The organism is Sphingomonas sp. LT1P40 (assembly GCF_036663835.1).
Taxonomy (GTDB): Bacteria; Pseudomonadota; Alphaproteobacteria; order Sphingomonadales; family Sphingomonadaceae; genus Sphingomonas.
The window spans coordinates 890,628-912,754 of the sequence record NZ_JAXOJT010000001.1 but is presented as its reverse complement, the minus strand read 5'-3'; the positions used below and the strand labels follow the sequence as shown (position 1 = coordinate 912,754).

30 protein-coding genes are annotated in these 22,127 nt (G+C 64.3%); 11 read left to right on the top strand and 19 right to left on the bottom strand.

The annotated features are described in order from the left end of the window. The first annotated feature begins 118 nt into the window (after window positions 1–118). From U1702_RS04430 to U1702_RS04420, 3 genes are all read left to right on the top strand, one after another. Window positions 119–784 carry a DUF6975 family protein gene (locus tag U1702_RS04430; RefSeq protein WP_332722411.1) on the top strand — a complete coding sequence of 222 codons (666 nt, stop codon included), beginning with the start codon at window positions 119–121 and terminating at the stop codon, window positions 782–784. Between the two features lie 79 nt (window positions 785–863). Then, complete coding sequence (locus U1702_RS04425) at window positions 864–1,712, top strand: AAA family ATPase (protein WP_332722409.1); 849 nt, start codon at window positions 864–866, stop codon at window positions 1,710–1,712. A gap of 2 nt (window positions 1,713–1,714) precedes the next feature. Beyond that, window positions 1,715–2,557, top strand: coding sequence for a DUF817 domain-containing protein (locus U1702_RS04420; protein WP_332722408.1), 843 nt, complete (start codon window positions 1,715–1,717; stop codon window positions 2,555–2,557). Here U1702_RS04420 and U1702_RS04415 read toward each other — a convergent pair. The 11 genes from U1702_RS04415 to U1702_RS04365 all read right to left on the bottom strand — a co-directional run bounded on the left by U1702_RS04415 (window position 2,554) and on the right by U1702_RS04365 (window position 11,317). Then, complete coding sequence (locus U1702_RS04415; RefSeq protein WP_332722406.1) at window positions 2,554–3,555, bottom strand: NADPH:quinone oxidoreductase family protein; 1,002 nt, start codon at window positions 3,553–3,555, stop codon at window positions 2,554–2,556. The two genes, U1702_RS04420 and U1702_RS04415, sit on opposite strands and share 4 nt — an antisense overlap. Beyond that, window positions 3,518–4,147: a 3-isopropylmalate dehydratase small subunit gene (gene leuD / locus U1702_RS04410; protein WP_332722405.1), complete on the bottom strand. Its 630-nt coding sequence runs from the start codon at window positions 4,145–4,147 to the stop codon at window positions 3,518–3,520. Before leuD ends, U1702_RS04415 begins: the two co-directional genes overlap by 38 nt. A gap of 106 nt (window positions 4,148–4,253) precedes the next feature. Further along, complete coding sequence (locus tag U1702_RS04405) at window positions 4,254–4,388, bottom strand: hypothetical protein (RefSeq protein WP_332722403.1); 135 nt, start codon at window positions 4,386–4,388, stop codon at window positions 4,254–4,256. A gap of 12 nt (window positions 4,389–4,400) precedes the next feature. Beyond that, window positions 4,401–5,840 (bottom strand): 3-isopropylmalate dehydratase large subunit, encoded by a 1,440-nt coding sequence (leuC, locus tag U1702_RS04400; protein ID WP_332722401.1) that lies wholly within the window; start codon window positions 5,838–5,840, stop codon window positions 4,401–4,403. A 70-nt stretch (window positions 5,841–5,910) separates the two neighbouring features. Next, entirely contained in the window at window positions 5,911–6,864 is a 954-nt protein-coding gene (locus U1702_RS04395) for an NAD-dependent epimerase/dehydratase family protein (RefSeq protein WP_332722399.1), read from the bottom strand. Between the two features lie 7 nt (window positions 6,865–6,871). After that, window positions 6,872–7,549, bottom strand: coding sequence for a ferritin-like domain-containing protein (locus U1702_RS04390; protein WP_332722397.1), 678 nt, complete (start codon window positions 7,547–7,549; stop codon window positions 6,872–6,874). A gap of 15 nt (window positions 7,550–7,564) precedes the next feature. After that, window positions 7,565–8,455, bottom strand: a complete 891-nt coding sequence (locus U1702_RS04385) for an alpha/beta hydrolase (RefSeq protein WP_332724569.1) — start codon at window positions 8,453–8,455, stop codon at window positions 7,565–7,567. Next, window positions 8,455–9,105: a CoA transferase subunit B gene (locus U1702_RS04380; protein WP_332722396.1), complete on the bottom strand. Its 651-nt coding sequence runs from the start codon at window positions 9,103–9,105 to the stop codon at window positions 8,455–8,457. The genes U1702_RS04385 and U1702_RS04380 overlap by 1 nt, the downstream gene beginning before the upstream one ends. A gap of 16 nt (window positions 9,106–9,121) precedes the next feature. After that, window positions 9,122–10,291: an HAD family acid phosphatase gene (locus U1702_RS04375; RefSeq protein WP_332722394.1), complete on the bottom strand. Its 1,170-nt coding sequence runs from the start codon at window positions 10,289–10,291 to the stop codon at window positions 9,122–9,124. Further along, complete coding sequence (locus tag U1702_RS04370) at window positions 10,291–10,599, bottom strand: DUF5076 domain-containing protein (protein WP_332722393.1); 309 nt, start codon at window positions 10,597–10,599, stop codon at window positions 10,291–10,293. Before U1702_RS04370 ends, U1702_RS04375 begins: the two co-directional genes overlap by 1 nt. A 10-nt stretch (window positions 10,600–10,609) precedes the next feature. Continuing rightward, window positions 10,610–11,317 (bottom strand): CoA transferase subunit A, encoded by a 708-nt coding sequence (locus tag U1702_RS04365; RefSeq protein WP_332722391.1) that lies wholly within the window; start codon window positions 11,315–11,317, stop codon window positions 10,610–10,612. Between the two features lie 201 nt (window positions 11,318–11,518). On the opposite strand from U1702_RS04365, the gene U1702_RS04360 reads away from it, so the two are divergent. Then, window positions 11,519–11,743: a hypothetical protein gene (locus U1702_RS04360; RefSeq protein WP_332722390.1), complete on the top strand. Its 225-nt coding sequence runs from the start codon at window positions 11,519–11,521 to the stop codon at window positions 11,741–11,743. A gap of 55 nt (window positions 11,744–11,798) precedes the next feature. Here U1702_RS04360 and U1702_RS04355 read toward each other — a convergent pair whose 3' ends face one another. Then, window positions 11,799–12,068, bottom strand: a complete 270-nt coding sequence (locus U1702_RS04355) for a GlsB/YeaQ/YmgE family stress response membrane protein (protein WP_332724567.1) — start codon at window positions 12,066–12,068, stop codon at window positions 11,799–11,801. Window positions 12,069–12,170: 102 nt separating this feature from the next. On the opposite strand from U1702_RS04355, the gene U1702_RS04350 reads away from it, so the two are divergent. Beyond that, complete coding sequence (locus tag U1702_RS04350) at window positions 12,171–12,695, top strand: gamma carbonic anhydrase family protein (protein WP_332722389.1); 525 nt, start codon at window positions 12,171–12,173, stop codon at window positions 12,693–12,695. 68 nt (window positions 12,696–12,763) lie between these two features. Then, window positions 12,764–13,750, top strand: a complete 987-nt coding sequence (locus U1702_RS04345) for an NAD(P)H-dependent flavin oxidoreductase (RefSeq protein WP_332724565.1) — start codon at window positions 12,764–12,766, stop codon at window positions 13,748–13,750. Here the strand turns inward: U1702_RS04345 and U1702_RS04340 are convergent. Both U1702_RS04340 and U1702_RS04335 read right to left on the bottom strand, forming a co-directional pair. Continuing rightward, window positions 13,747–14,211, bottom strand: a complete 465-nt coding sequence (locus tag U1702_RS04340; protein WP_332722387.1) for a DUF1465 family protein — start codon at window positions 14,209–14,211, stop codon at window positions 13,747–13,749. The two genes, U1702_RS04345 and U1702_RS04340, sit on opposite strands and share 4 nt — an antisense overlap. Window positions 14,212–14,292: 81 nt before the next feature. Continuing rightward, window positions 14,293–14,490 (bottom strand): YdcH family protein, encoded by a 198-nt coding sequence (locus U1702_RS04335; protein ID WP_332722385.1) that lies wholly within the window; start codon window positions 14,488–14,490, stop codon window positions 14,293–14,295. A 137-nt stretch (window positions 14,491–14,627) separates the two neighbouring features. Between U1702_RS04335 and U1702_RS04330 the strand changes: the two genes are divergently transcribed. Beyond that, window positions 14,628–14,783, top strand: a complete 156-nt coding sequence (locus U1702_RS04330) for a YdcH family protein (RefSeq protein WP_332722383.1) — start codon at window positions 14,628–14,630, stop codon at window positions 14,781–14,783. 125 nt (window positions 14,784–14,908) lie between these two features. Here U1702_RS04330 and U1702_RS04325 read toward each other — a convergent pair whose 3' ends face one another. The 5 genes from U1702_RS04325 to U1702_RS04305 all read right to left on the bottom strand — a co-directional run bounded on the left by U1702_RS04325 (window position 14,909) and on the right by U1702_RS04305 (window position 17,969). Beyond that, a complete protein-coding gene (locus U1702_RS04325; protein WP_332722381.1) occupies window positions 14,909–15,292 on the bottom strand; it encodes a PilZ domain-containing protein in 384 nt (127 codons plus the stop codon). Between the two features lie 80 nt (window positions 15,293–15,372). Continuing rightward, entirely contained in the window at window positions 15,373–15,837 is a 465-nt protein-coding gene (dksA, locus tag U1702_RS04320) for an RNA polymerase-binding protein DksA (protein WP_332722379.1), read from the bottom strand. Between the two features lie 682 nt (window positions 15,838–16,519). Beyond that, window positions 16,520–17,359 carry a hypothetical protein gene (locus tag U1702_RS04315; RefSeq protein ID WP_332722378.1) on the bottom strand — a complete coding sequence of 280 codons (840 nt, stop codon included), beginning with the start codon at window positions 17,357–17,359 and terminating at the stop codon, window positions 16,520–16,522. Between the two features lie 23 nt (window positions 17,360–17,382). Further along, entirely contained in the window at window positions 17,383–17,844 is a 462-nt protein-coding gene (locus U1702_RS04310; protein ID WP_332722376.1) for a host attachment family protein, read from the bottom strand. Next, window positions 17,844–17,969 (bottom strand): hypothetical protein, encoded by a 126-nt coding sequence (locus tag U1702_RS04305; protein ID WP_332722374.1) that lies wholly within the window; start codon window positions 17,967–17,969, stop codon window positions 17,844–17,846. The genes U1702_RS04310 and U1702_RS04305 overlap by 1 nt, the downstream gene beginning before the upstream one ends. A gap of 10 nt (window positions 17,970–17,979) precedes the next feature. Between U1702_RS04305 and serS the strand changes: the two genes are divergently transcribed. From serS to U1702_RS04285, 4 genes are read left to right on the top strand one after another with little or no spacing between them, the layout of a single operon-like run. Beyond that, on the top strand, window positions 17,980–19,257 hold the full coding sequence (gene serS, locus U1702_RS04300; RefSeq protein WP_332722372.1) for a serine--tRNA ligase: 1,278 nt from the start codon (window positions 17,980–17,982) through the stop codon (window positions 19,255–19,257). After that, complete coding sequence (gene surE, locus U1702_RS04295) at window positions 19,254–20,018, top strand: 5'/3'-nucleotidase SurE (protein ID WP_332722370.1); 765 nt, start codon at window positions 19,254–19,256, stop codon at window positions 20,016–20,018. Before serS ends, surE begins: the two co-directional genes overlap by 4 nt. Window positions 20,019–20,031: 13 nt before the next feature. After that, window positions 20,032–21,093, top strand: a complete 1,062-nt coding sequence (locus U1702_RS04290) for a peptidoglycan DD-metalloendopeptidase family protein (RefSeq protein ID WP_332722368.1) — start codon at window positions 20,032–20,034, stop codon at window positions 21,091–21,093. Between the two features lie 8 nt (window positions 21,094–21,101). After that, the gene (locus tag U1702_RS04285; protein WP_332722366.1) at window positions 21,102–22,127 is read left to right on the top strand and encodes a potassium channel family protein; all 1,026 of its coding nucleotides are present in this window, start codon (window positions 21,102–21,104) and stop codon (window positions 22,125–22,127) included.

The following is a 22,127-nucleotide window of genomic DNA, read 5'->3' as shown; positions in this document are numbered from 1 at the left end:
CCTTCCCGAACAGTAAACCCCACATACACCACGTCTTTACGCGGTTCGGTATAACCCTGTGGTGCACAGGGGTGCGCACGGTGCCGGAAGTTCGGCGCCGGTTCGATCGTGGGGGACTATGGCTTTCGATTCGGTCCAGACTGCGGGACTTGGCGGCGCTTCGGGCACGCTGGTGGCGCTCGTGGCGGCGGACGGGTCTGCCAGCCACCGTTATGTCGCGCGGCTGACGACGGGAATCGCGCCGATGCGCGACCTGACCGATGCCATCCACCAGATTTGCCTGCTGCACGCGCGGCATCCCGACATCATCGAACAGGCCGCATCGCATTCGCACGAATCGTCGACCGCCGCGTGGATATCAGAGGCGATGACCGGCTTTGCCGCAGAGCGCGCATTCGTCGTTCGCCTCGTGGCCGCCGCCGGACCACTGCCCAGCACACCCGGCCAGGCCGCATCCGAATCCGCCGTCGCCGCGCAACGCCACGCGCTCGACATGCTCGCCCAATCCGGCCGCAGCGGCTGTGCCGATGGCACCGCGCTGGCGCTGGTGATGGACTGGCCGGCGATCCGCCAGGTGCTGGACGTCGCGGCAACGCGCCTCGGCATCGACCCGCCGCATTCGACCCTCCCCCCGATCTATGAGACCGCGACCGTCATCGACGCGCTCACCGCGCGGCTGTCGGTCGAGCGCGCAATGCTGTTCGGCGCGCAACAGATGCTGGCGCAGCATCGCGGCCTGTGGGATCTGCTCGAAGCCCGCGCATCGGCCCGCCAAGGCGACTGACCGCTTGCGCTTGCCCGCGCAATCCCGCTACCGCATACCCGATCTTCCAATATGATCGCCACTATGATGAGGGGCTGGGATGCGCTTTGAAGGCACGCAGGATTATGTCGCCACCGACGATCTGAAGGTCGCGGTCAACGCCGCCGTGACGCTCCGCCGCCCGTTGCTGGTCAAGGGCGAACCCGGCACCGGCAAGACCGTGCTAGCCTATGAAATCGCCAAGGCGATCGGCGCGCCGCTGATCGAGTGGAACGTCAAATCGACGACCAAGGCACATCAGGGCCTTTACGAATATGACGCGGTCGCCCGACTGCGCGACGGTCAGCTGGGCGATGAACGTGTCCACGACATTTCCAACTACATTCGCAAGGGCAAGCTCTGGGATGCGTTCACCTCGCCCCAGCTCCCCGTCCTATTGATCGACGAGATCGACAAGGCCGATATCGAGTTTCCGAATGACCTGCTCCACGAACTCGATCGCATGGCATTCCACGTCTATGAGACCAACGAAACCGTTACGGCCGTCGAACGCCCGATCGTCGTCATCACCAGCAACAACGAGAAGGAACTGCCCGACGCGTTCCTGCGCCGCTGCTTCTTCCATTACATCAAATTCCCCGATCGCGGCACGATGCAGGCGATCATCGACGTCCACTTCCCCGGCATCCAGAAGATCCTGGTGAGCAAGGCGATGGATATCTTCTACGACATCCGCGAAGTTCCCGGCCTAAAGAAGAAGCCCAGCACCAGCGAGTTGCTCGACTGGCTGAAACTGCTGCTGCACGAGGACATGCCGCTGGAGGTCCTCCAGAACCGCGATCCGACCAAGGCGATTCCGCCGCTGCACGGCGCACTGCTCAAGAACGAGCAGGACGTGATGCTGTTCGAGCGACTGGCGTTCATGGCGCGGCGGCAAGCAGGGAAGTAGCAATGGCCGGAGCGGGCGCGACCCGCTTTGCCCGCATCCGTGCGCGGCTGGAGGCGGCGCAGCCGACCTCCGGCTGGCAGGGTGCGCTTTACGAATTCGCCCTGTTCGGGTTCAAACAGGGTTGGGCCTGCCTGTTCGGCGCGTTGATGCTGGCGCTGCTGTTCGCCACGCACCTGTTCTACCCGGCCGACGCTCCCCTCGCGCGTTATGATTTCCTCACCCTCGGCGCGGTGGCGATCCAGCTCGCCATGCTCGCCTTCCGCCTCGAAAGCTGGAGCGAGGCCAGAGTCATCCTCGCCTTCCACATCGTCGGCACGGTGATGGAGTTGTTCAAGACGGCCCACGGTTCATGGCTTTACCCCGAGCCCAGCGTGCTGCGGATCGGCGATGTACCGCTCTTCTCAGGCTTCATGTATGCGGCGGTCGGCAGCTATATCGCCCGCGTCTGGCGCATCTTCCATTTCCGCTTCGATCATTATCCGCCGCGCTGGACTAGCTATGCGCTGGCGGCGGCGATCTACGTCAACTTCTTCGCCCACCATTGGCTGCCCGATATCCGCCTGATCCTGTTCGCAGCGACCGCCCTGCTGTTCTGGCGCACCAAGGTGTGGTTCACGCCGTTTCGTACCGAACGCTGGATGCCATTGCTGTTCGGCTGGCTGCTGGTCGCGCTGTTCATCTGGTTCGCGGAGAATATCGGTACCTTTTCCCGCGCCTGGCTTTATCCGGGGCAGGAAAGCGCGTGGAGCATGGTCCACCCGCAAAAGCTGGGTGCGTGGTACCTGCTGATGATTATCTCGTTTGTGCTGGTCTCGCTCGTCCACCGCGAACGCCCGACCCGCTAGTCCGCGATTTTCACCACCAGCTTGCCAATCGCGCCGCGTGCGCCCAGCTTGGCGATTGCCTTGCCGCCATCCTCGAACGCGAAGACTTCGCTGACATGCGGGTTGATCTTGCCCTCCTCCCACAGCCGGAAGAGGTGCTCGACATGCGCCGCATTCGCTTTCGGATCGCGCGCCGCGAAGGCACCCCAGAATACGCCGCAGACATCGCAGCTTTTCAGCAGGGTCAGGTTGAGCGGCAGCTTCGGGATGCCCGCCGGAAATCCGACGACCAGATACCGCCCTTCCCAGCCGATCGAACGCAGCGCCGGTTCGGCATAATCGCCCCCGACCGGATCGTAAATCACCTGCGCGCCGTTAGGCCCAACCGCCGCCTTGAACTGTTCGGCCAGCGCCTTGGACTGGTCCTTGTCGAACGGGGCGCGGCCATAGATCACCACGTCGTCCGCGCCCGCCGCCCGCGCCGCCGCCGCCTTTTCCTCGCTCGACACCGCCGCCACGACACGCGCGCCGAACGCCTTGCCCAGCTCGATCACCGACAGCCCGATGCCACCCGCAGCCCCCAGCACCAGCAGCGTATCGCCAGCCTTTAAATGCCCGCGATCCAGCAACGCATGGATGCTGGTGCCATAGGTCATCAGCAGCGACGCACCCTGCTCGAAGCTCTTCCCCTCGGGTAATTTATACAGTCGCCACCGTTCGACCGCAGCTTTCTCGGCCAGCCCGTTCCAGCCGGTTGATCCCAGCACGCGGTCGCCGGGTTTCAGGTCGGTGACACCCTCCCCGACTGCCTCGACCACACCGGCAATCTCACCGCCCGGTGCGAACGGGCGCGGCGGTTTGAACTGATACCGGTCCTCGATGATGAGCACGTCGGGATAGTTGAGCGCACACGCCTTGACGGCCACCAGCACTTCGCCCGGCTTGGCGACCGGATCGGGCAGTTCGTCCAGACTTAGAGTTTCAGGTCCGCCCGGTGCCTTCGACAGCAATGCCCGCATGTCCGCTCTCCCCATAGATCCACGGGCGTGCGTTGCCGACCGTCGATTCGAAATTCGAAATCGCGGTATCTCTTGCCAGTGTCAGGCCGATCTCGTCCAGCCCCTGCATCAAACAGTCGCGGCGGAACGCGTCCATCTCGAACTCGAACCGGTCCTGAAACGGCGTCGTGACGGTCATCGTCTCCAGGTCGATCGTCACTGGCTCGGTCTTCGCCACCTCGATCAACCGGTCGATCGCTTCCTGTGGCAACACGACGGCGACGATGCCGTTCTTGAACGCATTGCCCGAAAAAATGTCGGAATAACTCGGCGCGATCACCGCCTTGATGCCCATATCGGCCAGCGCCCAGGCGGCATGCTCACGGCTCGACCCGCACCCGAAATTATCGCCCGCGATCAGGATCGGCGATCCGGCATAGGCAGGATCGTCGAAGATATTGCCCGGCTGCGCACGCACCGTCTCGAACGCGCCCCTGCCCAACCCCTCACGGGTGATCGTCTTCAGCCAGTGCGCCGGGATGATAATGTCGGTGTCGATATTCTTGGCGCCCCAGGGATAGGCACCGCCTTCGACCTTCTTCACCGCGTCCATCGATCTGCTCCCGATGTGAAAACGGGCGTCGGTCGCCGACGGGCAAACGCCTCCGCCGGACCAGCGCCCGTGAAAACCCGCAATTGTCGAACGAAGTTGCCCGCGCTTAACGCGCTGCGGGGTCCGCTGCCGGAACCGGCTTTGCGTCCGCCGCCACCGCACGCGCGTTCGCCGTGGCGAAAACTGCCGCCGCACCGCTCAAGATCGTTCCCGCGACCAATAACACCAATACGCGCTTCACAGGTCATCCCCCTCATTGGGCACCCATCAGGTCCCGAACGTCCGTGAGCTTTCCAGTCACCGCCGCCGCCGCCGCCATTGCGGGTGAGACGAGGTGGGTACGCGCGCCCGGACCCTGCCTTCCTACAAAGTTTCGATTGGAAGTGGAAGCACAGCGTTCGCCCGGCGGCACTTTATCCGGGTTCATGGCGAGACACATGGAACAGCCCGGCTCGCGCCAGTCGAACCCGGCCTCGATAAAGATACGGTCCAGCCCTTCGGCCTCGGCCTGGCGCTTGACCAGTCCCGAGCCGGGCACGATCAGCGCCTGCCGAATGCCGTCCGCGACATGCCGCCCCTTCACCACCGAAGCAGCGGCGCGCAGATCCTCGATCCGGCTGTTGGTGCAGCTGCCGATGAAGATATTCTCGACCGAAATATCCTGCATCCGCGTGCCCGCCGTCAGCCCCATATAATCCAGCGACTTCTGCGCCGCGATGCGCTTGGCCGGGTCGGCGAAACTCTCGGGGTCGGGCACGAAGCCAGTGATCGGCACTACGTCCTCGGGGCTCGTCCCCCAGGTCAGCGATGGCGAAATGTCGGTCGCATGTAACTGGACGACCTTGTCATACACCGCGCCGGGATCGGTCGGCAGCGTCTTCCACCACGCCAGCGCCTGTTCCCAAGCCTCGCCAGCGGGGACCATCGGACGCCCCTTCAGATAGGTATAGGTCGTCTCATCCGGCGCAATCAGGCCGGACCGCGCGCCGCCCTCGATCGACATGTTGCTGATCGTCAGCCGCCCCTCGATCGACAGGCCACGGATCACGTCGCCTGTATATTCGACGACATAACCGGTGCCCCCCGCTGCCCCCGTCTTGCCGATGATCGCGAGCACCACGTCCTTCGCGCTGACGCCATAGCCCAGCGAGCCATCGACCCGGATTTCCATCGTTTTCGACTGGTTCAGCAGCAACGTCTGCGTCGCCAGCACATGCTCGACCTCGCTCGTCCCGATCCCAAACGCCAGCGCGCCGAGCGCACCATGCGCCGATGTATGGCTGTCACCACACACCAATGTCGTGCCCGGCAGCGTAAAGCCCTGCTCCGGCCCCACAACATGCACGATGCCCTGCTCCGGCGCAGTCGCTCCGAAATAATCGATCCCGAACTCAGCGACATTGCGCTCCAGCGCGGCAAGCTGTGCCGCACTCTCGATATCGGCGATCGGCAGGCGATTACCCGCCGCATCCACCCGCGCCGTGGTCGGCAGATTATGGTCCGGCACCGCCAGCGTCAGGTCAGGCCGCCGAACTCTGCGTCCTGCAACGCGCAGCCCCTCGAACGCCTGCGGGCTGGTCACTTCATGGACCAGATGCCGGTCGATATAGATCAGGCACGTGCCGTCATCGCGGCGCTCCACGACATGCGCGGCCCAGATTTTCTCGTAAAGGGTGAGCGGTTTGCTGGCCATAATGGCCCTGCCCTTACGCCTTTGTTGCGCAGGGGCAAACACAGGCGACATTTTCGGAGGCGAAGCTGGACTAAACCGTCTCCTTGGGTGAGACATAGTCGGCGTCGTGCGCAAAAGGCAGCTGTTCGTCTTCGCGCAACGCCGCCAGCACCTCGGCAAAACCGGTATTGAACCGAAAGCCCAGCTCACGTTGGATCCGCCCGCTATCGTAAACCCGCCCGATACGCTCGGGCAGCACCCACCCCTGCGCGGCGTAAAGCTCCGCCACATCCGGGAAATACCGAGCAATCACCGCCGCCGCGTCGCGCTTCAACTCGGCCGCGTCCGCCCGCACGAACGGCGTTGGTGCGGACACGATATAGGTCCCGAACCCGACATCCCCCGCCCGCTCCAGCGCCGCCAGATGCGCGCGCGCCGCGTCCTCCACCGTCAGCCGCCGGTTGAGAAACTCGTTTGCCTTCAAATTCACGCTCGGCGGAAACGCATGTGTGTCGTCATCCTCCGGAAAGAATCGCGCCGTGCGCAACACGACGCAGTTTAGTCCGTGCTCCAGATGGAACAGGCGGCACAGTTGCTCCGCGGCGAACTTCGTCACGCCATAGATGTTGCGCGGCTCGATCGGGCCGCTATCCTCATCAAGCCACACCGCCGCCTCACCCGCCTCGTCGCGGATCGCCTGGCTGATCATCAGCGACGTGGTGGAGGTAAAGACAAACCGGTCATGCCCGGCCGCAACCGCCGTCTCGAGCAGATTGAGCGTACCGGTGACATTGACATCGACGAACGCCTGCTTCGGATATCGCGCAATGTCCGGCTTGTGCAACGCGCCGCCATGAATGACCGCTTCGATCCCGCGCTCACCGAACACCCGTTCGATCAGCGCGCGATCTGCGACGCTGCCGATCACATCCGTATCGGCACCCGGCGCGACGTCCAGCCCGGTCACATCATGCCCCGCACCCCGCAGCATCGGCGCAAGAAAGCGGCCGAGCCAGCCGGACGAACCTGTCAGAAGAATCCGCATTGCCGTCTTATGCGATGGCGGGCGCAGGCTTCGCAAGCACGGGTTCGCCGACATCCGCCCAGTCAGTCCTGCGTTTCACCCACGGGTTCAGGAACAACAACGGCAGTTTCACGAACAGCAATTCGGAATGGATGAAGGTGTCCACCGCACGCTCCCACCATTTGGGGTCGCGCTTGCCGTTCGCCTTCAGCCAGCCGTCATAGGGTGCCCAGTGACTCGGTTCGTCGCGGTGGATCACCTGGAATATGCGGATCAGCGCGCGGTCGTGGCGGACCAGCGGGTGGTTGAGCAGAATTTCGACCTGCTTGAACCCGCGCTGCTCGGTCAACGAGATGACGCGGCACAATTTCTCGAACTGCGAATCCTCGGCGATGATCGCGTCGGTGTCCAGATTGTCGATCATGCGCCCGAACATGATCTCGACAAAGCGGTCGATATGGCCGCAGGTGCGGTTCACGTTCAGCGGCATCTGCCCGCGCAACTCGAACCAGCGTTTGAACATCACATAATGTTTGCGCTCGTCGGCGCGATGCTGCTCGACCGCGGCGATCAGCGCGTGATCGTCCGGCGCGCGCGCTCGTACCGCCTCCAGCACCCGGTCGATGCTCGTGTAACCGCGATGCTCGTTATAGATGTAGATCGAGCCCAGCAGGTCCAGATAACGATGGCGAAGGGCGGCAAACATGGGCCAAGGCTACGCCTAAACCCCGTCCGGTGCGAGCGCCTTTTCAAGGAACGACAGGCTGTCGGCCAGCACCGGTGCCTTGCCGCGAAACGGTTTGGACAGCGCCATCACGACCTCTTCATGGCTGAGGCCATCATAGTTTTTCAACTCGACCGGCGCGCCTGCCTGGCGCAGGAGCCGCTCCAGATTGATCGCATTCTTAGGACGCACCACGGTGTCGTCAGTCGATGTCACCAGCAGCAGCGGCGGCGCATCGCCGCGCGCAAAGCGGATCGGCTGCGTCGCCATCGGATCGGCCACGCCCGCCATCGCATCGATCGAACGCTTCGTGTCGAACGGATAGAAATCATACGGCCCGCTCAGACCCACGCCTGCGCGAACAATCGCTGGATCGACGCCCTCCGCTTCCAGCCATCTTTTGTCGAGCGCCAGCATCGCCACCGTGTACGCTCCGGCCGAATGCCCCGCGAGCGCGATCCGCTCAGGATCGCCGCCGAACTCGCGCACATGATCGCGCGTCCATTTCACCGCCGCCGCGCCATCCTGCAAAAACGCGGGAAAGCGCACGTCCGGGACCTTCCGGTAATTCGGCACCACCACGACATAGCCGGCACGGGCAAAGGCGCGCGCGGCGAACGCATAGGCACCCCGGTCACCCTTTACCCAGCCGCCGCCATACCAGAAGATCAGCACGGGGCGCGACGTCACCGCACCAGTTGGCCGCCACACATCCAGTGTCTGACCATGCGCGCCAAAGCTGACCCCCGTCGCAACGCGCTCGACCCCGACCCCGCCGCCCATCGCGGCATCGGCAATCGAGAGCAGACGCGGCGGCGACACGAACAAGGCCATCGCTCCCACCACGCTCACCAGTATCAGGCCGACGATCGCCGCCCAGCGCCACATCACGCGGCGATCAGCGCCACCTCATAGGCCGCCGTCGTCTTCGCCGCGACCTCGTCCTCGGTCACGCCGGGGGCCAGTTCGATCAGGCGGAACGGCGAGTCATGATCGACGCGCTGAAACACCGCGAGATCGGTGACGATCATGTCGACGACATTCTTGCCGGTCAGCGGCAGCGTGCATTCCGGGATGAACTTCGCGCCGCCGTCCTTGGAATTATGCTCCATCACCACGATGATCTTCTTGACCCCGGCGACCAGATCCATCGCGCCGCCCATGCCCTTTATCATCTTGCCGGGGATCATCCAGTTGGCGATGTCGCCGCCCTCACTGATCTCCATCGCGCCCAGCACGGTCAGGTCGATATGGCCGCCACGGATCATCGCAAAGCTGTCGGCGCTACTGAAATATACCGATTGCGGCAGTTCGCTGATCGTCTGCTTGCCCGCGTTGATAAGGTCGGGGTCTTCCTCGCCTTCATAGGGGAACGGCCCGATGCCCAGCATCCCGTTCTCCGACTGCAAGGTGACCTCGACCCCCGCCGGGATGTGGTTGGCGACCAACGTCGGAATGCCAATGCCCAGATTCACATAGAAGCCGTCCTGCAATTCCTTTGCGGCGCGGGCGGCCATTTCGTCACGGGTCCAGGGCATTAAAAGCTCCGTCTGTTCAATTCTGTGGTGTGGGCGTGGCGGCGGGCACTGGGGCCGGGGCTGGGGTGGGCGCGGGTGCTGGCACGGCTCCCGGGCCGGGATCCGTCCATTGCTTGTCGCTCGGCACGATTTCGCCGAGTTCGCCCTTCAGCGCAGTGCCGTAAATCGGATTGGGCAGCAGGAACCAGCCGCTGCCCCATTTTGCGCTGACCAGCGACGCCATCGCCAGATTGCGGCGCACCGGCGCGATATAGCCCGCGTTGAACAGATCGGTGAAATCGCCCAGCTGGTCGCCGACCATCGCCACCACGCAGTACTTCTCAGAAATTGCCCAGCGCCGCGCGTCCTTGCCGCTGTCGCCCCCGAAATCACCCTTCAGCCACAATGTCTTGCCATGCTCGGCCGGCCCCAGTCCCGCGCCGTTGAGCGCGGCGATCGTCTGCGCAGCAAAGCGGGCATCGCGGTTGGAGTTGAAGATCACCGTCACCCCCTCCTGCCGCAACGCCGCGATCGTCTCGGCCGCACCCGGCACGGCAACCACCTGCCCTGCCCCGGTCTGCTCCCAGCGCGCCCAGCGTTCTTCGTCGAAACGCGCGCCGCGCCGCACTTCGTCCGCCTGATATCCCATGTTGAGAATGACGGTCTCGTCGATGTCGAGCAGCACCGCCAACGGACGGTATCCGCATTTGTCGAATGCCGGGGAGGCCAGCGTCGCCCCCTTCGACAAAACCACGCTATCCACCGCGCGTCCGGCGCGGCGTTCGGCGATCGGCTTGGCGAAATAGGTCCACAGCCCCTGATAGGCCTGGATCGACAGCGCCGCTGCCTCCCCCGATCCATAGAGATACTGCATCGTAGCAGGCGTGCGCCCGTCAAATGGTGCGGGCAGCGACGCCGTGCGTTGCGGTGCGCGCGGACTGGTGAATGCTGCGGCCTCGTCCGGCGAAGCGATCCGCGTTCCGACAGGGGCTGCCTTGCCCGCATCCTCGACCTGCTTGTCGGCCTGTTGCATCGCGCGCGCCGCAGCCTTGCGATCGGGGATCAGCCCCGGCGGGCGCTCAGAGCGTAATTGCTGACGGCCGATCAACAGCGCGGCCCCCGCCGGAATAGCGGCGGCGACGCAGCCGCCCGCCAGCGCCGGGATCGACGCCAGCGCAATCAGCGTGCGAAAGCGCGCCGGCGCCATCAGTGCCGATCCTTGCGATCGTCGGGCGTGGACAGCGCGCTGGTGGGCGTGCCCCGTTCCGCATCGAACCCCAGCAACAATCGTTGCAACGCCTCTTCCTCGCTCAGCCCAAGCGCCTGGGCATAGGCGCGTGCCGCGTGGCGCGCGGTATCGACCAGCAACATGCCGAACATCGCCGGGTCCGCCAAATGACCCGGGGCGAGGAACACCGTCGCCGGACCGCGATGCGTTACCCACAGTCGCGCGATTTCGCGCGCATCGCCCTGCAATAATTTGGGGTCGAGCTTGATTTCATGCGGCAGGCTCATCGAACGCTCCTCAAGCACCCTCGCGGATCCGGACGGTACGGAACTCGATCTTCTTGTCGTATGGCGCGCCGATAATCATCCGCTTCACATAGATGCCGGGCAAATGGATCGTATCGGGGTCGAGGCTGCCGACCGGTACCACTTCCTCGACCTCGGCGACGCAGATGTTCGCGGCGGTCGCCATCGGCTGGTTGAAATTGCGCGCGGTTTTACGAAAGATCAAATTGCCGCTCTCATCGGCCTTCCACCCCTTGATGATCGCCAGATCGGCGCGGATGCCGCGCTCCAGGATGAACTCCTCGCCGTCGAAAATCTTGCTTTCCTTGCCCTCGGCCACTTTCGTGCCGACGCCGGTGCGGGTGTAAAAGCCCGGAATCCCCGCCCCGCCCGCGCGGCAGCGCTCGGCCAGCGTGCCTTGCGGGCAGAACTCGACCTCCAGCTCGCCGCTCAGATATTGCCGCTCGAACTCCTTGTTCTCGCCGACATAGGACGAGATCATCTTCTTGACCTGACGGCTGCGCAGCAACTTGCCCAGCCCCTCGCCATCGATCCCGGCATTATTGCTGGCGATGGTCAGGCCGGTGGTGCCCGCCGCCTGGATCGCATCGATCAGTCGCTCGGGAATGCCACACAGGCCGAACCCCCCGGCGCAGATCGTCATGCCGTCGTGCAGCAGACCTTCGAGGGCGGCCTCGGCATTGGGATAGAGCTTTTTCATCGCCGCGATTCTCTCCTCCGCTTGTCGCCGTGGCGATAGGCGCGGCGGTGCCAGCGGGTCAAGCAACGCGCGGCTTCTCGGGCAGATCGACAAGCCGAGCAAAATTCACGCTGCACTGCGGCAAAAATCCCGGCGTGTGCATTGAAGCGTTAACCATTCGGCCTTAGCGTGATCGTCAGTTCCTGGGGGCGGGGATATAGAATGATCGAATTTTCAGTATTCATGTACGGCCTGCTTGCCGGTTTCGTCTTGCTGTCAGCCGAACAGAACCGTCGTCAGTCGCGGCCCAATCCCACGATGGTGGTCGCTGTCGGCTGGGGACTGTTTTCGATGTCGTCGATACTGGCGATCCTGTTCGGGGCAGTGGCCCTTGCGATCGCACTCGGTATCCATGTGCCGGGCATTCCACACCTCGTCGCGCCCTGACAAAAAAAGGGCGGCCGAAGCCGCCCTTAGTTTGCTTGGGATGGTTATAGATCGTTCAGCGCACCGAACCGCGGCGCACCAGATTGACGATCGCAAGCAGAACGACTGCACCCAGGAACGAAACCAGCAGCGACATCGCGCTGAACGAACCTTGGGTAATCGTGCCGCCGCCGATCAGCGGGGCAATCAGCAGGCCTGCAAGCAACGCGCCGACAATGCCGACCACGATATTGAGGAAAATGCCCTGCTGGGCATCGGTGCGCATGACGATGCTGGCGAGCCAGCCGAGTACACCACCGACGATGAGAAGAATGATAAGGTTGATCACGTGCCGTCTCCCGAAAACGCCTCGGCACTGCCGAGTCTGTCGGATATACGGTTGAGAAGGCGGGACGTTCCGCCCCGTAACGAAAATCATGGGGGAAACATGGCGGTCTATTCGTTCGAGGGCGTTGCCCCGGCCATCGATCCCGACGCCTGGATCGCGCCCAGCGCCGACGTGATCGGCGACGTTCATCTCGCCGCCGGAGCGAGCATCTGGTTCGGCGCCGTCATCCGCGCCGACAACACCCCGATCGTCGTCGGCGAACGCAGCAATGTTCAGGAGGGGGCAATGCTCCACTCCGACCCCGGCGCGCCGCTGACGATCGGACAGGATTGCACGATCGGCCATCATGCCATCCTGCATGGCTGTACGATCGGCAATCGCGTGCTCGTCGGCATGGGCGCGATCGTCCTCAACCGCGCCGAAATTGGCGACGATTGCCTGATCGGCGCGGGGGCATTGGTGACGGAGGGCAAGGTCTTTCCGCCCGGCAGCCTGATCGTCGGCAGCCCCGCGCGCGCGATCCGCACGCTTGACGACACGACGCGCGCCGCATTGCTGCTGTCCGCACAGAATTACGCCGATCGCCAGCGCCGATTTCGCACCGGCCTGATCCGCATCGATTGATTCGAATTTCAGGTACGGCAACGACCGGCACTGCTGGACAGGCAATTCAGTTCGGTTATGAAACGGGTATGGCCCTACCCGCACTCTTCAATCGCCTTCGCCTTCCGGTCATCGGATCGCCGCTTTTCATCGTCTCCGGCGTCGAGCTGGTCATCGCCCAGTGCAAGGCGGGGATCGTCGGCTCCTTCCCGGCGCTGAACGCACGACCGCAGAGCCAGCTCGACGAATGGCTGCACCGCATTACCGAGGAGCTGGCGGCGTGGAACCGCGACAATCCCGACCGCCCCGCCGCGCCCTACGCCGTCAACCAGATCGTCCACCGCTCGAATGACCGGCTTGAGGCGGACCTCGCGACCTGCGCCAAATGGCAGGTGCCGATCGTCATCACCTCGCTGGGCGCGCAGGAGGCGGTCAATCAGGCGGTGCATTCATGGGGCGGCATCGCGCTCCACGACGTCATCAACGACCGCTTCGCACACAAGGCAGTGGAGAAGAGCGCGGACGGCCTGATCCTCGTCTGCACCGGCGCGGGCGGCCATGCCGGCGTACTCAGCCCATTCGCCTTCGTGCAGGAAACGCGCGCCTGGTTCGACGGGCCGATCATCCTGTCCGGATCGATCGCCACCGGCGGCGCGGTGCTCGCGGCACAGGCGATGGGCGCCGATCTCGGCTATATCGGCTCACCCTTCATCGCCACGACAGAGGCCAATGCCGAGCAAAACTACAAGGACGGGATCGTCGGCAGCAGTGCGGCCGATATCGTTTATACCAACCTCTTCACCGGGGTTCACGGCAATTATTTGCGCGGCTCGATCGTGGCAGCAGGGCTCGACCCCGACAATCTGCCGGTCAGCGACCCCAGCACGATGAATTTCGGCTCGGGCGGCAATACGAAGGTCAAAGCCTGGCGCGATATCTGGGGTTCGGGTCAAGGCATCGGCGCAATCAAGTCCGTGATGCCGGTCGCCGAATTCGTCGATCGGCTCGACCGTGAATATCGTGAAGCGCGAGAGCGGATCGGTGCGCTGTCGCAGGGTGGCTGGAGCGCGTCCTAAAAGGCGAGTGCCAGACGATCCTGCATCGACCTGACCGGGCTCATTTGCACGAGCACCTCGTCGTCCTGCGCCGAATCGATCCGCGCGACCCGGCGATACAGATCCTGGCTCGCCGCGATCAGGCCCTGTGCCGCCATCGGCATCGAATCGAATGCCGCGTCATCGGTCGCGGGTGCTGTGCCCAGCCGCCGCGACGGATCGAGCGCGTCGCGCGCCGCGATCTCTCCCGCATCGACCGCGCGTTGCGTCAGCAGCCACGCGATGACGTGCATCAACCGGGTCGTCACCTTCAGCGACTCGCACGAGAAGACGACTCGCGTCATCGCATCGAGCGAATTGCGCTCGTCGCGCCCCATCTCATCGAAATAGCCGCGCGCCTCATCCGCCAGCAGCATCGACTCGGTATAAAGCGAGTCGATCAACCTGCGATGGATCCGCGATGTCCCCACATCCCCTGTCATGACGATGAAGGTGTCAGAAACATTCCGTTAACGAAATAGCCAATCGCACACGCCATTTGTCCCAAAGCGGACCGACCCCAGCTACGCGATGATATCGGGGATCAGCTGATCCTCCAGCATGGCGATCTCGTCGCGCAGCCGCAGCTTGCGTTTTTTCAGTCGGGCGATCTGCAGCTGGTCCGGCGCGCCCGCCATCGCCAACGCATCGATCGCGGCATCCAGGTCACGATGATCCACGCGCAACAATTCCAGCCGGCGTAGAATCTCGGTTTCGTCCATCACCCCCTCATTACCCCCGGAATCGGCCCGTCGCAGAACGATGTTGCCTTGTCGAATGGCCGATTCGCAAGGGGCGACAAGCCCCGCGAATCGTGATTTACTTCGCATCCCCCAACCCACGAAGGAGGATTGCTTCCATGCAGAATGCGCATCTGTCGGCACTTGTGGCCAAGCACGCGACACTGGATCAGAAGATCAGTGCCGAGTCGCAACGGCCTCTACCCGATCCGGTCGTCATCGGCGACCTGAAGCGTCGGAAGCTCCGCGTAAAGGAGGAAATCGCGCTTCAATAGTAAAGCGCGTGTACCTGGTGTCGCCCTGGCTCTCGGCCGGGGTGGCGCCACCCGCGCGACCGGCACGGATCGCGCGCATCGCTTTCTGAAATCATAGTGACCAGACGGCGCGTAAACGACGGCCCTTAAAGGGCGCGTTTGACCGGTTTATATGATGTCGGTCGCGTCGCACCCACGGGCTTTCGTGCGGCCATCGGATCGATCTCGCGTTCGAACGCGATCCCGATTCGGCCTTCCGCGGCCCAAGCGATGCGGCCGTTGATCCAGCCCACGCCGCGCACATCGACCTCGACCGGCGCACCCTGTACGACAGGCTGCGCATATTCGGCCATCAGGCCGCCTGAGGAAAGATTGCGAACTCGCACCGTCACATCGGGGCTGCCCGCCATCCGCAGCATTGCGGACAGCAGCAAACTGTCACGCGACCCCGACCGCTGAAACGCGGCGTCATCGCTGAGACTGGCGTGCAGGGGATCGGTCGAAAACTGGTCCATCCGGCGCTCGTGCAATTCACTTCTGCGCGCGATTAGAACAGCAATGACTATCTAAAGCGTTAACCGGGCTAAATCGTTTCGCGTCCGATTTGGCGCTATTCGTCGCGCGAAACCTTCTCGTTGCGCTCGTGCCGCTCCTGCGCCTCGACCGTCATCGTGGCGATCGGACGTGCCTCCAGCCGGCCTAGGCTGATCGGCTCCCCCGAAACCTCGCAAAAGCCATATTCGCCGTCGTCGATCCGGCGCATCGCCGCGTCGATCTTGGCGATCAGCTTGCGTTGACGGTCACGGGTGCGCAGTTCGATCGACCAGTCGGTCTCGCTCGATGCGCGATCCGTCAAATCGGCTTCGCGCAGCGAATCGACTTGCAACTGCGACAGCGTCCCCGCCGCCTCACGATGAATCGCGTCTTTCCACGCCAGCAGTTTCTCACGGAAATACTGCAATTGTCGCGGGTTCATAAATGGTTCGTCGGCGCCGGGGCGATAACCGTCGGGAAGGTCATTCGCAGCCACTGGCACTCCTTCGGGTTCGTCACGATGGTCGTAAACGGTCGCCATGCCACTCTCCACACCGGGTTACGATTGCCAGTCGGAACCCGCTTTTTGCCCGCGGGCGCTATACGAGCGCGCGCCGCACTCCACAAGCGTCCGAATCCGCCGATTCCTGCGCCAAGCCGTTCTTGCCATGCGGGAAATTGCACGAAGCTGAATCGCCCGTAACCGATCCATTCAGATTCGGCGATTATGGTAAATAAAGGTTAAGAATAACGCCACGACTGTCCCTCAACGGAACGTTAACCATGTAACGTCCACGATCGATTGGTGAAATCGTCCCAACCATCTTCAAACCATGGTTAACGCGATTGAACTTAATACTTTCTTCTGCACTTTCTGGCCATTGAGCCTGCAAAGACGCTGTATCGCGCAGCATCGGGGCAGTCTCTGGGGACAAGAGAGTACAAAGCATGTCGGTTAAGATGGCCTTGGCTAAACTTTGCGCATGTGCGTGCGGCGGTGCCGTTATCGGCGGCGGCGCGGTGCATGTCGCCGAAACCCGCGCCGAGCGCGGCTATGCCCAGCAACAGGGCGTGGCGAAAAAGCGCGTCATCACCAAGCGGGTGGTCAAGCGCCCGATGCGCAAGCGCGTCGTGCGCCGCACGGTGACGACCACGGCACAGTGCCAGCCCCAGGTATTGACCGTCACGACTCAGGGCGCGGCGATCCCGCTGCCCCCCACCGGCTATGGTTCCAGCGGCGAAATGCCGATCATGGGCGGTGGCGGTGGCGGCGGTGCGGCTTCCGCAGCAGCCGGTGGCATGGTCGGCGGTGGTGGCGGCGGATTTTCCGGCGGCTTCTTCGCGGGCGGCTTTTTCGGCGGTTCGGGTGGCGGCAGCGGATCGGGCAGCGGCGGGATCGTGATCTCGTCGACGTCCAGCACCAGCGGCGGCTCGACCAGCACATCGGGGGGGTCCACCTCGACCGGCGGCTCCTCCACTTCCAGCGGCAGCGTCAGTTCGACCTCGTCCAGCGGCGGATCGAGCGGCGACGTGTCGTCCTCGACCGGCGGCTCGTCGTCGTCCACCGGCGGCATGTCGAGCACCAGCACCTCGTCAACCGGCGGCTCTTCGACCAGTTCGGCCTCGGGCGGTTCGTCAGGCGATGTCTCGTCGTCGTCCAGCGGTAACGTCTCGTCGGCATCGGGCGGATCGAGCGGCAACGTCTCCTCGGCCTCGTCGGGCGACGTGTCGTCGTCGGCCTCGTCTTCGGGCGATGTCTCGTCATCGACCTCGGCATCGTCGTCGGGTGACGTCTCGTCATCCACGTCGAGCTCAACCTCGGCTTCGACATCTGCCAGCTCTTCCGGCGACGTTTCGTCGTCCACGTCGAGCGGATGGAGCACGTCGAGCGGGTGGAGCACGTCGACTTCGTCCAGCACCTCCACCTCCAGCGGCACGTCGAGCGGCACCAGCAGCTCGTCGGGCGGTCCGGAGCCGGTGCCGGCACCGCCGATGGTCCTGCTGTTCGGTGCGGCTGCTGCGGCCCTGGTCGCGCGCAAACGCTTCCAGAACCGCAAGGCCAAGACGGCCGAGCCCGCCGAGTAATTTAATCGGCGGCTAACAGCGCCTTCTCGATATCGGGAATCGTATGGCCGGTGAGATCCTTGTCGATCTCGCCGGCCAGACGCTGTTCGACTTCCTTGTGATAGTTTTTGCGCAATTCGCCCAGCGTGCGCGGCGGCGCGATGATGATGAGCGTCTCGAAATCATTGTTCAACGCGCGCTTCTTCAGCAATTCCGCCGTTTCCACCGCGAACTTGTCCTCCTCGATCTGGTGGAAATCGGCATTGTCCATCGTGCCGCCGCCTGACGCGAACGCCCCGCCCGCCATCCGCGTCGATTGCGCACGCCCCGATACGTCGGTCGCCTGTTCGCTGGTCGAAGGATTCTCCTGCTCGCGCTTCTTCTCAAGCTGAAGGTTCGGATACTCGGCATCGCCTTCGTTCCTGAGCAACAGCATCTTGCGGCCATCGGCAACGACGACAACGGCGTTATGCGGAACTTGCATCAGTTTTTCTCCTTGGTCTGATGCACCCCCAACGCCCGCCGCGCACGGCGGGTTGCGCGGTTCGTCGCGCAAAGCCCCACCGCCGCCGCGCGCGGCGGCTTGCGCGCGGCAACGCGCAAAGCCATAGCCACGGCCATGCACGACATCCGTTTCATCCGCGAAAACCCCGAAGCCTTCGACGCTGGTTTGGCGCGTCGGGGAATGGCTCCCCAAGCCACCCACCTTGCCAGCCTCGACGAAGCGCGCCGCGCGGTCACGACCGCGCAGCAAGAGGTTCAGGCCCGCCGCAACGACCTCTCGAAGCAGGTTGGCCAAGCCAAGGCCGCGAAGGACGAAGCCAGGGCGCAGGCGCTGATGGCTGAAGTCGCAACGCTCAAGGACGACCTCGAACGACTTACCGCCGAGCAGGGACCTGCTGACGAAGCTCTGAAAGCCGCGCTCTCCGCCCTCCCCAACCTCCCCGCCGCCGATGTGCCGGAGGGCGCGGACGAGGACGACAACCAGCTCGTCCACGAACACGGCACACTGCCATCCTTCGACTTCGAGCCACGGGAGCACGATGCATTCGGCCCCGCCCTCGGCCTCGATTTCGAGACCGGCGCACTCCTCGCCGGTGCCCGCTTCACGCTCGTCCGGGGCCACGCGGCCAAACTCGCCCGCGCACTCGGCCAGTTCATGCTCGACACGCTGACGGTCGACCACGGGTTCGAGGAAGTGAATCCGCCCCTGCTCGTCCGCGACGAAGCCGTTTACGGCACCGGCCAGCTCCCCAAATTTGCCGAGGACCTGTTCCGCACCACCGACGGCCGCTGGCTGATCCCGACCGCCGAAGTCAGCCTGACCAACATCGTCCGCGAAAAAATCCTGTCGCACGACGAACTGCCGCTGCGCTTTACCGCCCTGACCCCCTGTTTCCGCTCGGAAGCCGGCGCGGCGGGCCGCGACACGCGCGGCTATATCCGGCAGCATCAGTTCGACAAGGTCGAGATGGTCTCCATCGTCACCCCCGAAGCATCCGAAGCCGAGCATGAGCGCATGACCGCGTGCGCCGAGGATATCCTGAGCAAACTCGGCCTCGCCTTCCGCCGCATGAAGCTGTGCGCGGGCGACATGGGGTTCAGCGCCGCGCGCACCTACGACCTCGAAGTGTGGCTGCCCGGCCAGGCGCGCTATCGCGAGATCAGCAGCGTCTCGACCTGCACCGATTTCCAGGCCCGCCGCATGAACGCCCGCTTCCGCCCCGAGGGGGAAAAGGCGACGCGGTTCGTCCACACCCTCAACGGCTCCGGCCTCGCGGTTGGGCGGACGCTCGTCGCCGTCCTCGAAAACTACCAGCAGGCGGACGGCTCGGTCGCGGTGCCGGACGTGCTGCAACCCTATCTGCGCGGCCTCAATCGCCTCGAACCCAAATGAAAATCCTCCTCACCAACGACGACGGCGTTCACGCGCATGGCCTGACCGTCCTCGAAGCCGTCGCCCGCACCCTCTCCGACGACATCACCATCGTCGCGCCGATCGAGGAACAGTCGGGCAAGGGCCGCTCGCTCACCCTTACCGACCCGGTTCGTCTGCGCCAGTTCGGTGAGCGTCGCTTTGCCGTCACCGGCACGCCGACCGACGCGGTGATGATGGCGCTGGCCGAGGTGATGAAGGACGCCAAACCCGACCTGATCCTGTCCGGCGTCAATCGGGGCGCCAATCTGGGTGAGGATGTCAGCTATTCCGGCACCGTCGCCGCTGCGATGGAGGGCGCGCTGGCCGGCATCCGCTCAATCGCGCTCAGCCAGCGTTATGCCCTGTCCGCCCCCGGCGAACGCGTCAGCTTCGAGGCGGCGGAGGCATGGGGCGAGCGCGTCCTGCGCCCGCTCCTCGCCGCCGAATGGACACCCCGCACACTGATGAACGTCAACTTCCCGCCCGTCCCCGCCGCCGATGTCGCGGGGATCAAGGCAGTCGGTCAGGGCCTGCGCGACTATGGCCGCCTCAAACTCGACAAGCGCACCGACCCGCGCGGTTTCGACTATTACTGGTTCGGCCTTGGCAAGGTCCCGCACACGCCGGTGGTCGATACCGATCTGGAGGCGATTGAGCTGGGCTATATCACCGTGACCCCGCTCCATCTCGACATGACGCACCGTGAATCGCTTGATATGCTGACCCGCACTTTTGGTTAATGTCGGGGAGGGCATGATCGCACGACGCCGCCTTCGTTCACTTGCCACGCTGGCAATGTTCTCGCTGACTGCCGCGTGCATTCCGCAGGGTCGTGACGATGCGCGCCCGCGTCCGCCCTACCGCGACGAGGACCCGACCCGCGCGCCGCGCCGCGAGGACGTCCCCGCTTTGCCCGCCCCGCCGCCGTCCTGGGAGGCGCGCACCGTCACCGCCGATGCCCGCGCCGTCTCCGATTCGACCTATGTCGTCCAGTCCGGCGACACCTTGCGTGGCATTGCCGACAGGACGGGTGCAGGTTCGGAAGCCATCGCCCGCGCCAACGGCCTGCAACCGCCCTTCACCATCCGCGCCGGCCAGCGGCTGAGCATTCCCGGCGGCCGTTACCACCTTGTCCGCGCAGGCGAGACCGGCATCGCCATCGCCCGCGCTTACGGCGTCGATTGGGGCCGCATCGTCACCACCAACGACCTCGCCGAACCGTACATCCTGCGCGTCGGGCAACGCGTGCTGATCCCCGGCGAAGATCGCCCGCGCACGCGCGAAGAACGCGCCGCCGCCTTCCGCCTCGACATCGACGACATCGTCACCGGCAGCCAGCCCGCGATCCGCGAACGCGAGCGCCCTGCCCGCCCGACCGCTTCCTCCGCGCGCGTCCTCTCCCCCGGCACCGCCGTCGCGCCGCCGGCTTCGCTCAAAGGCCAGTTCCAATGGCCCGTGCGCGGCCAGCTCATCCGCCGCTTCGGCCCCGTCGCCAGTGGCGAGCGCAGCGACGGGCTGAAAATCGCCGTCCCGCTCGACACCCCGATCCTCGCCGCCGCGGACGGCACCGTGGCCTATGTCGGCAGCGATATTCCCTCGCTCGGCGGTCTCGTCATCCTCCAGCACGGCAGCGGCTGGACCACGGTTTACGGCCATGCCGGTCAGCTGATCGTCCAGCGCGGCCAGTCGGTAAAGCGCGGCCAGATGATCGCGCTGTCCGGCGATTCGGGAACCACCCGGCCCCAGCTGCATTTCGAAATGCGACAGGGACGCACCCCGGTCGATCCGCTTCCAAGGCTCCCGGCACGCCCCTGAAAGACTGAATGCGCCTGATCCCTCACTCAACGCTGAAACGAAAATCGACGCTGCCGGTCTGGGTCTCGATCGGCTGGCGCGTGCTTGCGGTGCTCGCGCTGATCGCGCTGGCGGTGGCGGTCCACTGGTTCGACCGCGAAGGGCTGCGCGACAATTATGACGGCCATATCAGCTTTCTCGACATCATCTATTTCACGATGATCTCGATCACCACGACCGGCTATGGCGATATCGCCCCGGTCAGCGATCAGGCGCGGCTGTTCGACGGCCTGATCGTGACTCCGATCCGCATCTTCGTGGTGCTGCTGTTCGTCGGCACCGCCTATAATTTCGTCCTCCAACGCACCTGGGATAAATGGCGCATGGCCCTCATCCAGAAAAATCTCAAAGGCCACATCATCGTCGCGGGGTTCGGGACCACCGGTTCCGAAGCGGTCGATGAACTGATCGCACGCGGCACCGATCCCGGCTGCATCGTCGTGATCGACGGCAATACCGACGCGCTCGAACGCGCCCGCAATTGCGGCTGCATCGTGCTTCAGGCGGACGCGACCCGCGATCAGACGCTGGAAGACGTCAAGATCACCCGCGCCGCATCGATGATCGTCAGCGCCGGTCGTGACGACACATCAGTGCTCATCACCCTGACTGCCCGTCATCTGGCCCCGGATCTGAAGATCAGCACGGTGGTCAAGGCCGAAGACAATGAACTTCCCGCCCGCGCCGCCGGGGCGACCACCGTCATCAACCCGGTCAGTTTCGCCGGGCTGCTCCTCGCCAGCTCGTGCAAGAGCCAGCACATCGCGGACTACATGATGGACCTTGCCAGCATCGACGGTCCCGTGGTGCTGAGCGAGCGTGCGGTCCGCACAAGCGAAGTCGGCACGCCCCTCGCCGCCATCGCCACCGGCTTGGGCGTGCGCGTGTATCGCGACGGCACGCCATTCGGGTTCTTCCAGCCGGAGGCAAAGCTGTTGCGTGAGGGCGATGTGATCGTGGAAATCGTGTCGCAGCCTGGGAAGGCGGCGCTGTAG

Bases quoted from the DNA above. Each gene is read 5' to 3' on its own strand.
- U1702_RS04345 (WP_332724565.1), top strand. From the start codon at position 12,764: ATGGCCCTACCCGCACTCTTCAATCGCCTTCGCCTTCCGGTCATCGGA.
- U1702_RS04425 (WP_332722409.1), top strand. From the start codon at position 864: ATGCGCTTTGAAGGCACGCAGGATTATGTCGCCACCGACGATCTGAAG.
- U1702_RS04415 (WP_332722406.1), bottom strand. From the start codon at position 3,555: ATGCGGGCATTGCTGTCGAAGGCACCGGGCGGACCTGAAACTCTAAGT.
- serS (WP_332722372.1), top strand. From the start codon at position 17,980: ATGCACGACATCCGTTTCATCCGCGAAAACCCCGAAGCCTTCGACGCT.
- U1702_RS04395 (WP_332722399.1), bottom strand. From the start codon at position 6,864: ATGCGGATTCTTCTGACAGGTTCGTCCGGCTGGCTCGGCCGCTTTCTT.
- U1702_RS04385 (WP_332724569.1), bottom strand. From the start codon at position 8,455: ATGTGGCGCTGGGCGGCGATCGTCGGCCTGATACTGGTGAGCGTGGTG.
- U1702_RS04335 (WP_332722385.1), bottom strand. From the start codon at position 14,490: ATGGACGAAACCGAGATTCTACGCCGGCTGGAATTGTTGCGCGTGGAT.
- U1702_RS04365 (WP_332722391.1), bottom strand. From the start codon at position 11,317: ATGAAAAAGCTCTATCCCAATGCCGAGGCCGCCCTCGAAGGTCTGCTG.
- U1702_RS04420 (WP_332722408.1), top strand. From the start codon at position 1,715: ATGGCCGGAGCGGGCGCGACCCGCTTTGCCCGCATCCGTGCGCGGCTG.
- U1702_RS04380 (WP_332722396.1), bottom strand. From the start codon at position 9,105: ATGCCCTGGACCCGTGACGAAATGGCCGCCCGCGCCGCAAAGGAATTG.
- U1702_RS04375 (WP_332722394.1), bottom strand. From the start codon at position 10,291: ATGGCGCCGGCGCGCTTTCGCACGCTGATTGCGCTGGCGTCGATCCCG.
- U1702_RS04285 (WP_332722366.1), top strand. From the start codon at position 21,102: ATGCGCCTGATCCCTCACTCAACGCTGAAACGAAAATCGACGCTGCCG.
- U1702_RS04370 (WP_332722393.1), bottom strand. From the start codon at position 10,599: ATGAGCCTGCCGCATGAAATCAAGCTCGACCCCAAATTATTGCAGGGC.
- leuC (WP_332722401.1), bottom strand. From the start codon at position 5,840: ATGGCCAGCAAACCGCTCACCCTTTACGAGAAAATCTGGGCCGCGCAT.
- U1702_RS04360 (WP_332722390.1), top strand. From the start codon at position 11,519: ATGATCGAATTTTCAGTATTCATGTACGGCCTGCTTGCCGGTTTCGTC.
- U1702_RS04330 (WP_332722383.1), top strand. From the start codon at position 14,628: ATGCAGAATGCGCATCTGTCGGCACTTGTGGCCAAGCACGCGACACTG.
- U1702_RS04290 (WP_332722368.1), top strand. From the start codon at position 20,032: ATGATCGCACGACGCCGCCTTCGTTCACTTGCCACGCTGGCAATGTTC.
- leuD (WP_332722405.1), bottom strand. From the start codon at position 4,147: ATGGACGCGGTGAAGAAGGTCGAAGGCGGTGCCTATCCCTGGGGCGCC.
- U1702_RS04305 (WP_332722374.1), bottom strand. From the start codon at position 17,969: ATGGCTTTGCGCGTTGCCGCGCGCAAGCCGCCGCGCGCGGCGGCGGTG.
- U1702_RS04310 (WP_332722376.1), bottom strand. From the start codon at position 17,844: ATGCAAGTTCCGCATAACGCCGTTGTCGTCGTTGCCGATGGCCGCAAG.
- U1702_RS04340 (WP_332722387.1), bottom strand. From the start codon at position 14,211: ATGACAGGGGATGTGGGGACATCGCGGATCCATCGCAGGTTGATCGAC.
- U1702_RS04430 (WP_332722411.1), top strand. From the start codon at position 119: ATGGCTTTCGATTCGGTCCAGACTGCGGGACTTGGCGGCGCTTCGGGC.
- U1702_RS04350 (WP_332722389.1), top strand. From the start codon at position 12,171: ATGGCGGTCTATTCGTTCGAGGGCGTTGCCCCGGCCATCGATCCCGAC.
- surE (WP_332722370.1), top strand. From the start codon at position 19,254: ATGAAAATCCTCCTCACCAACGACGACGGCGTTCACGCGCATGGCCTG.
- dksA (WP_332722379.1), bottom strand. From the start codon at position 15,837: ATGGCGACCGTTTACGACCATCGTGACGAACCCGAAGGAGTGCCAGTG.
- U1702_RS04390 (WP_332722397.1), bottom strand. From the start codon at position 7,549: ATGTTTGCCGCCCTTCGCCATCGTTATCTGGACCTGCTGGGCTCGATC.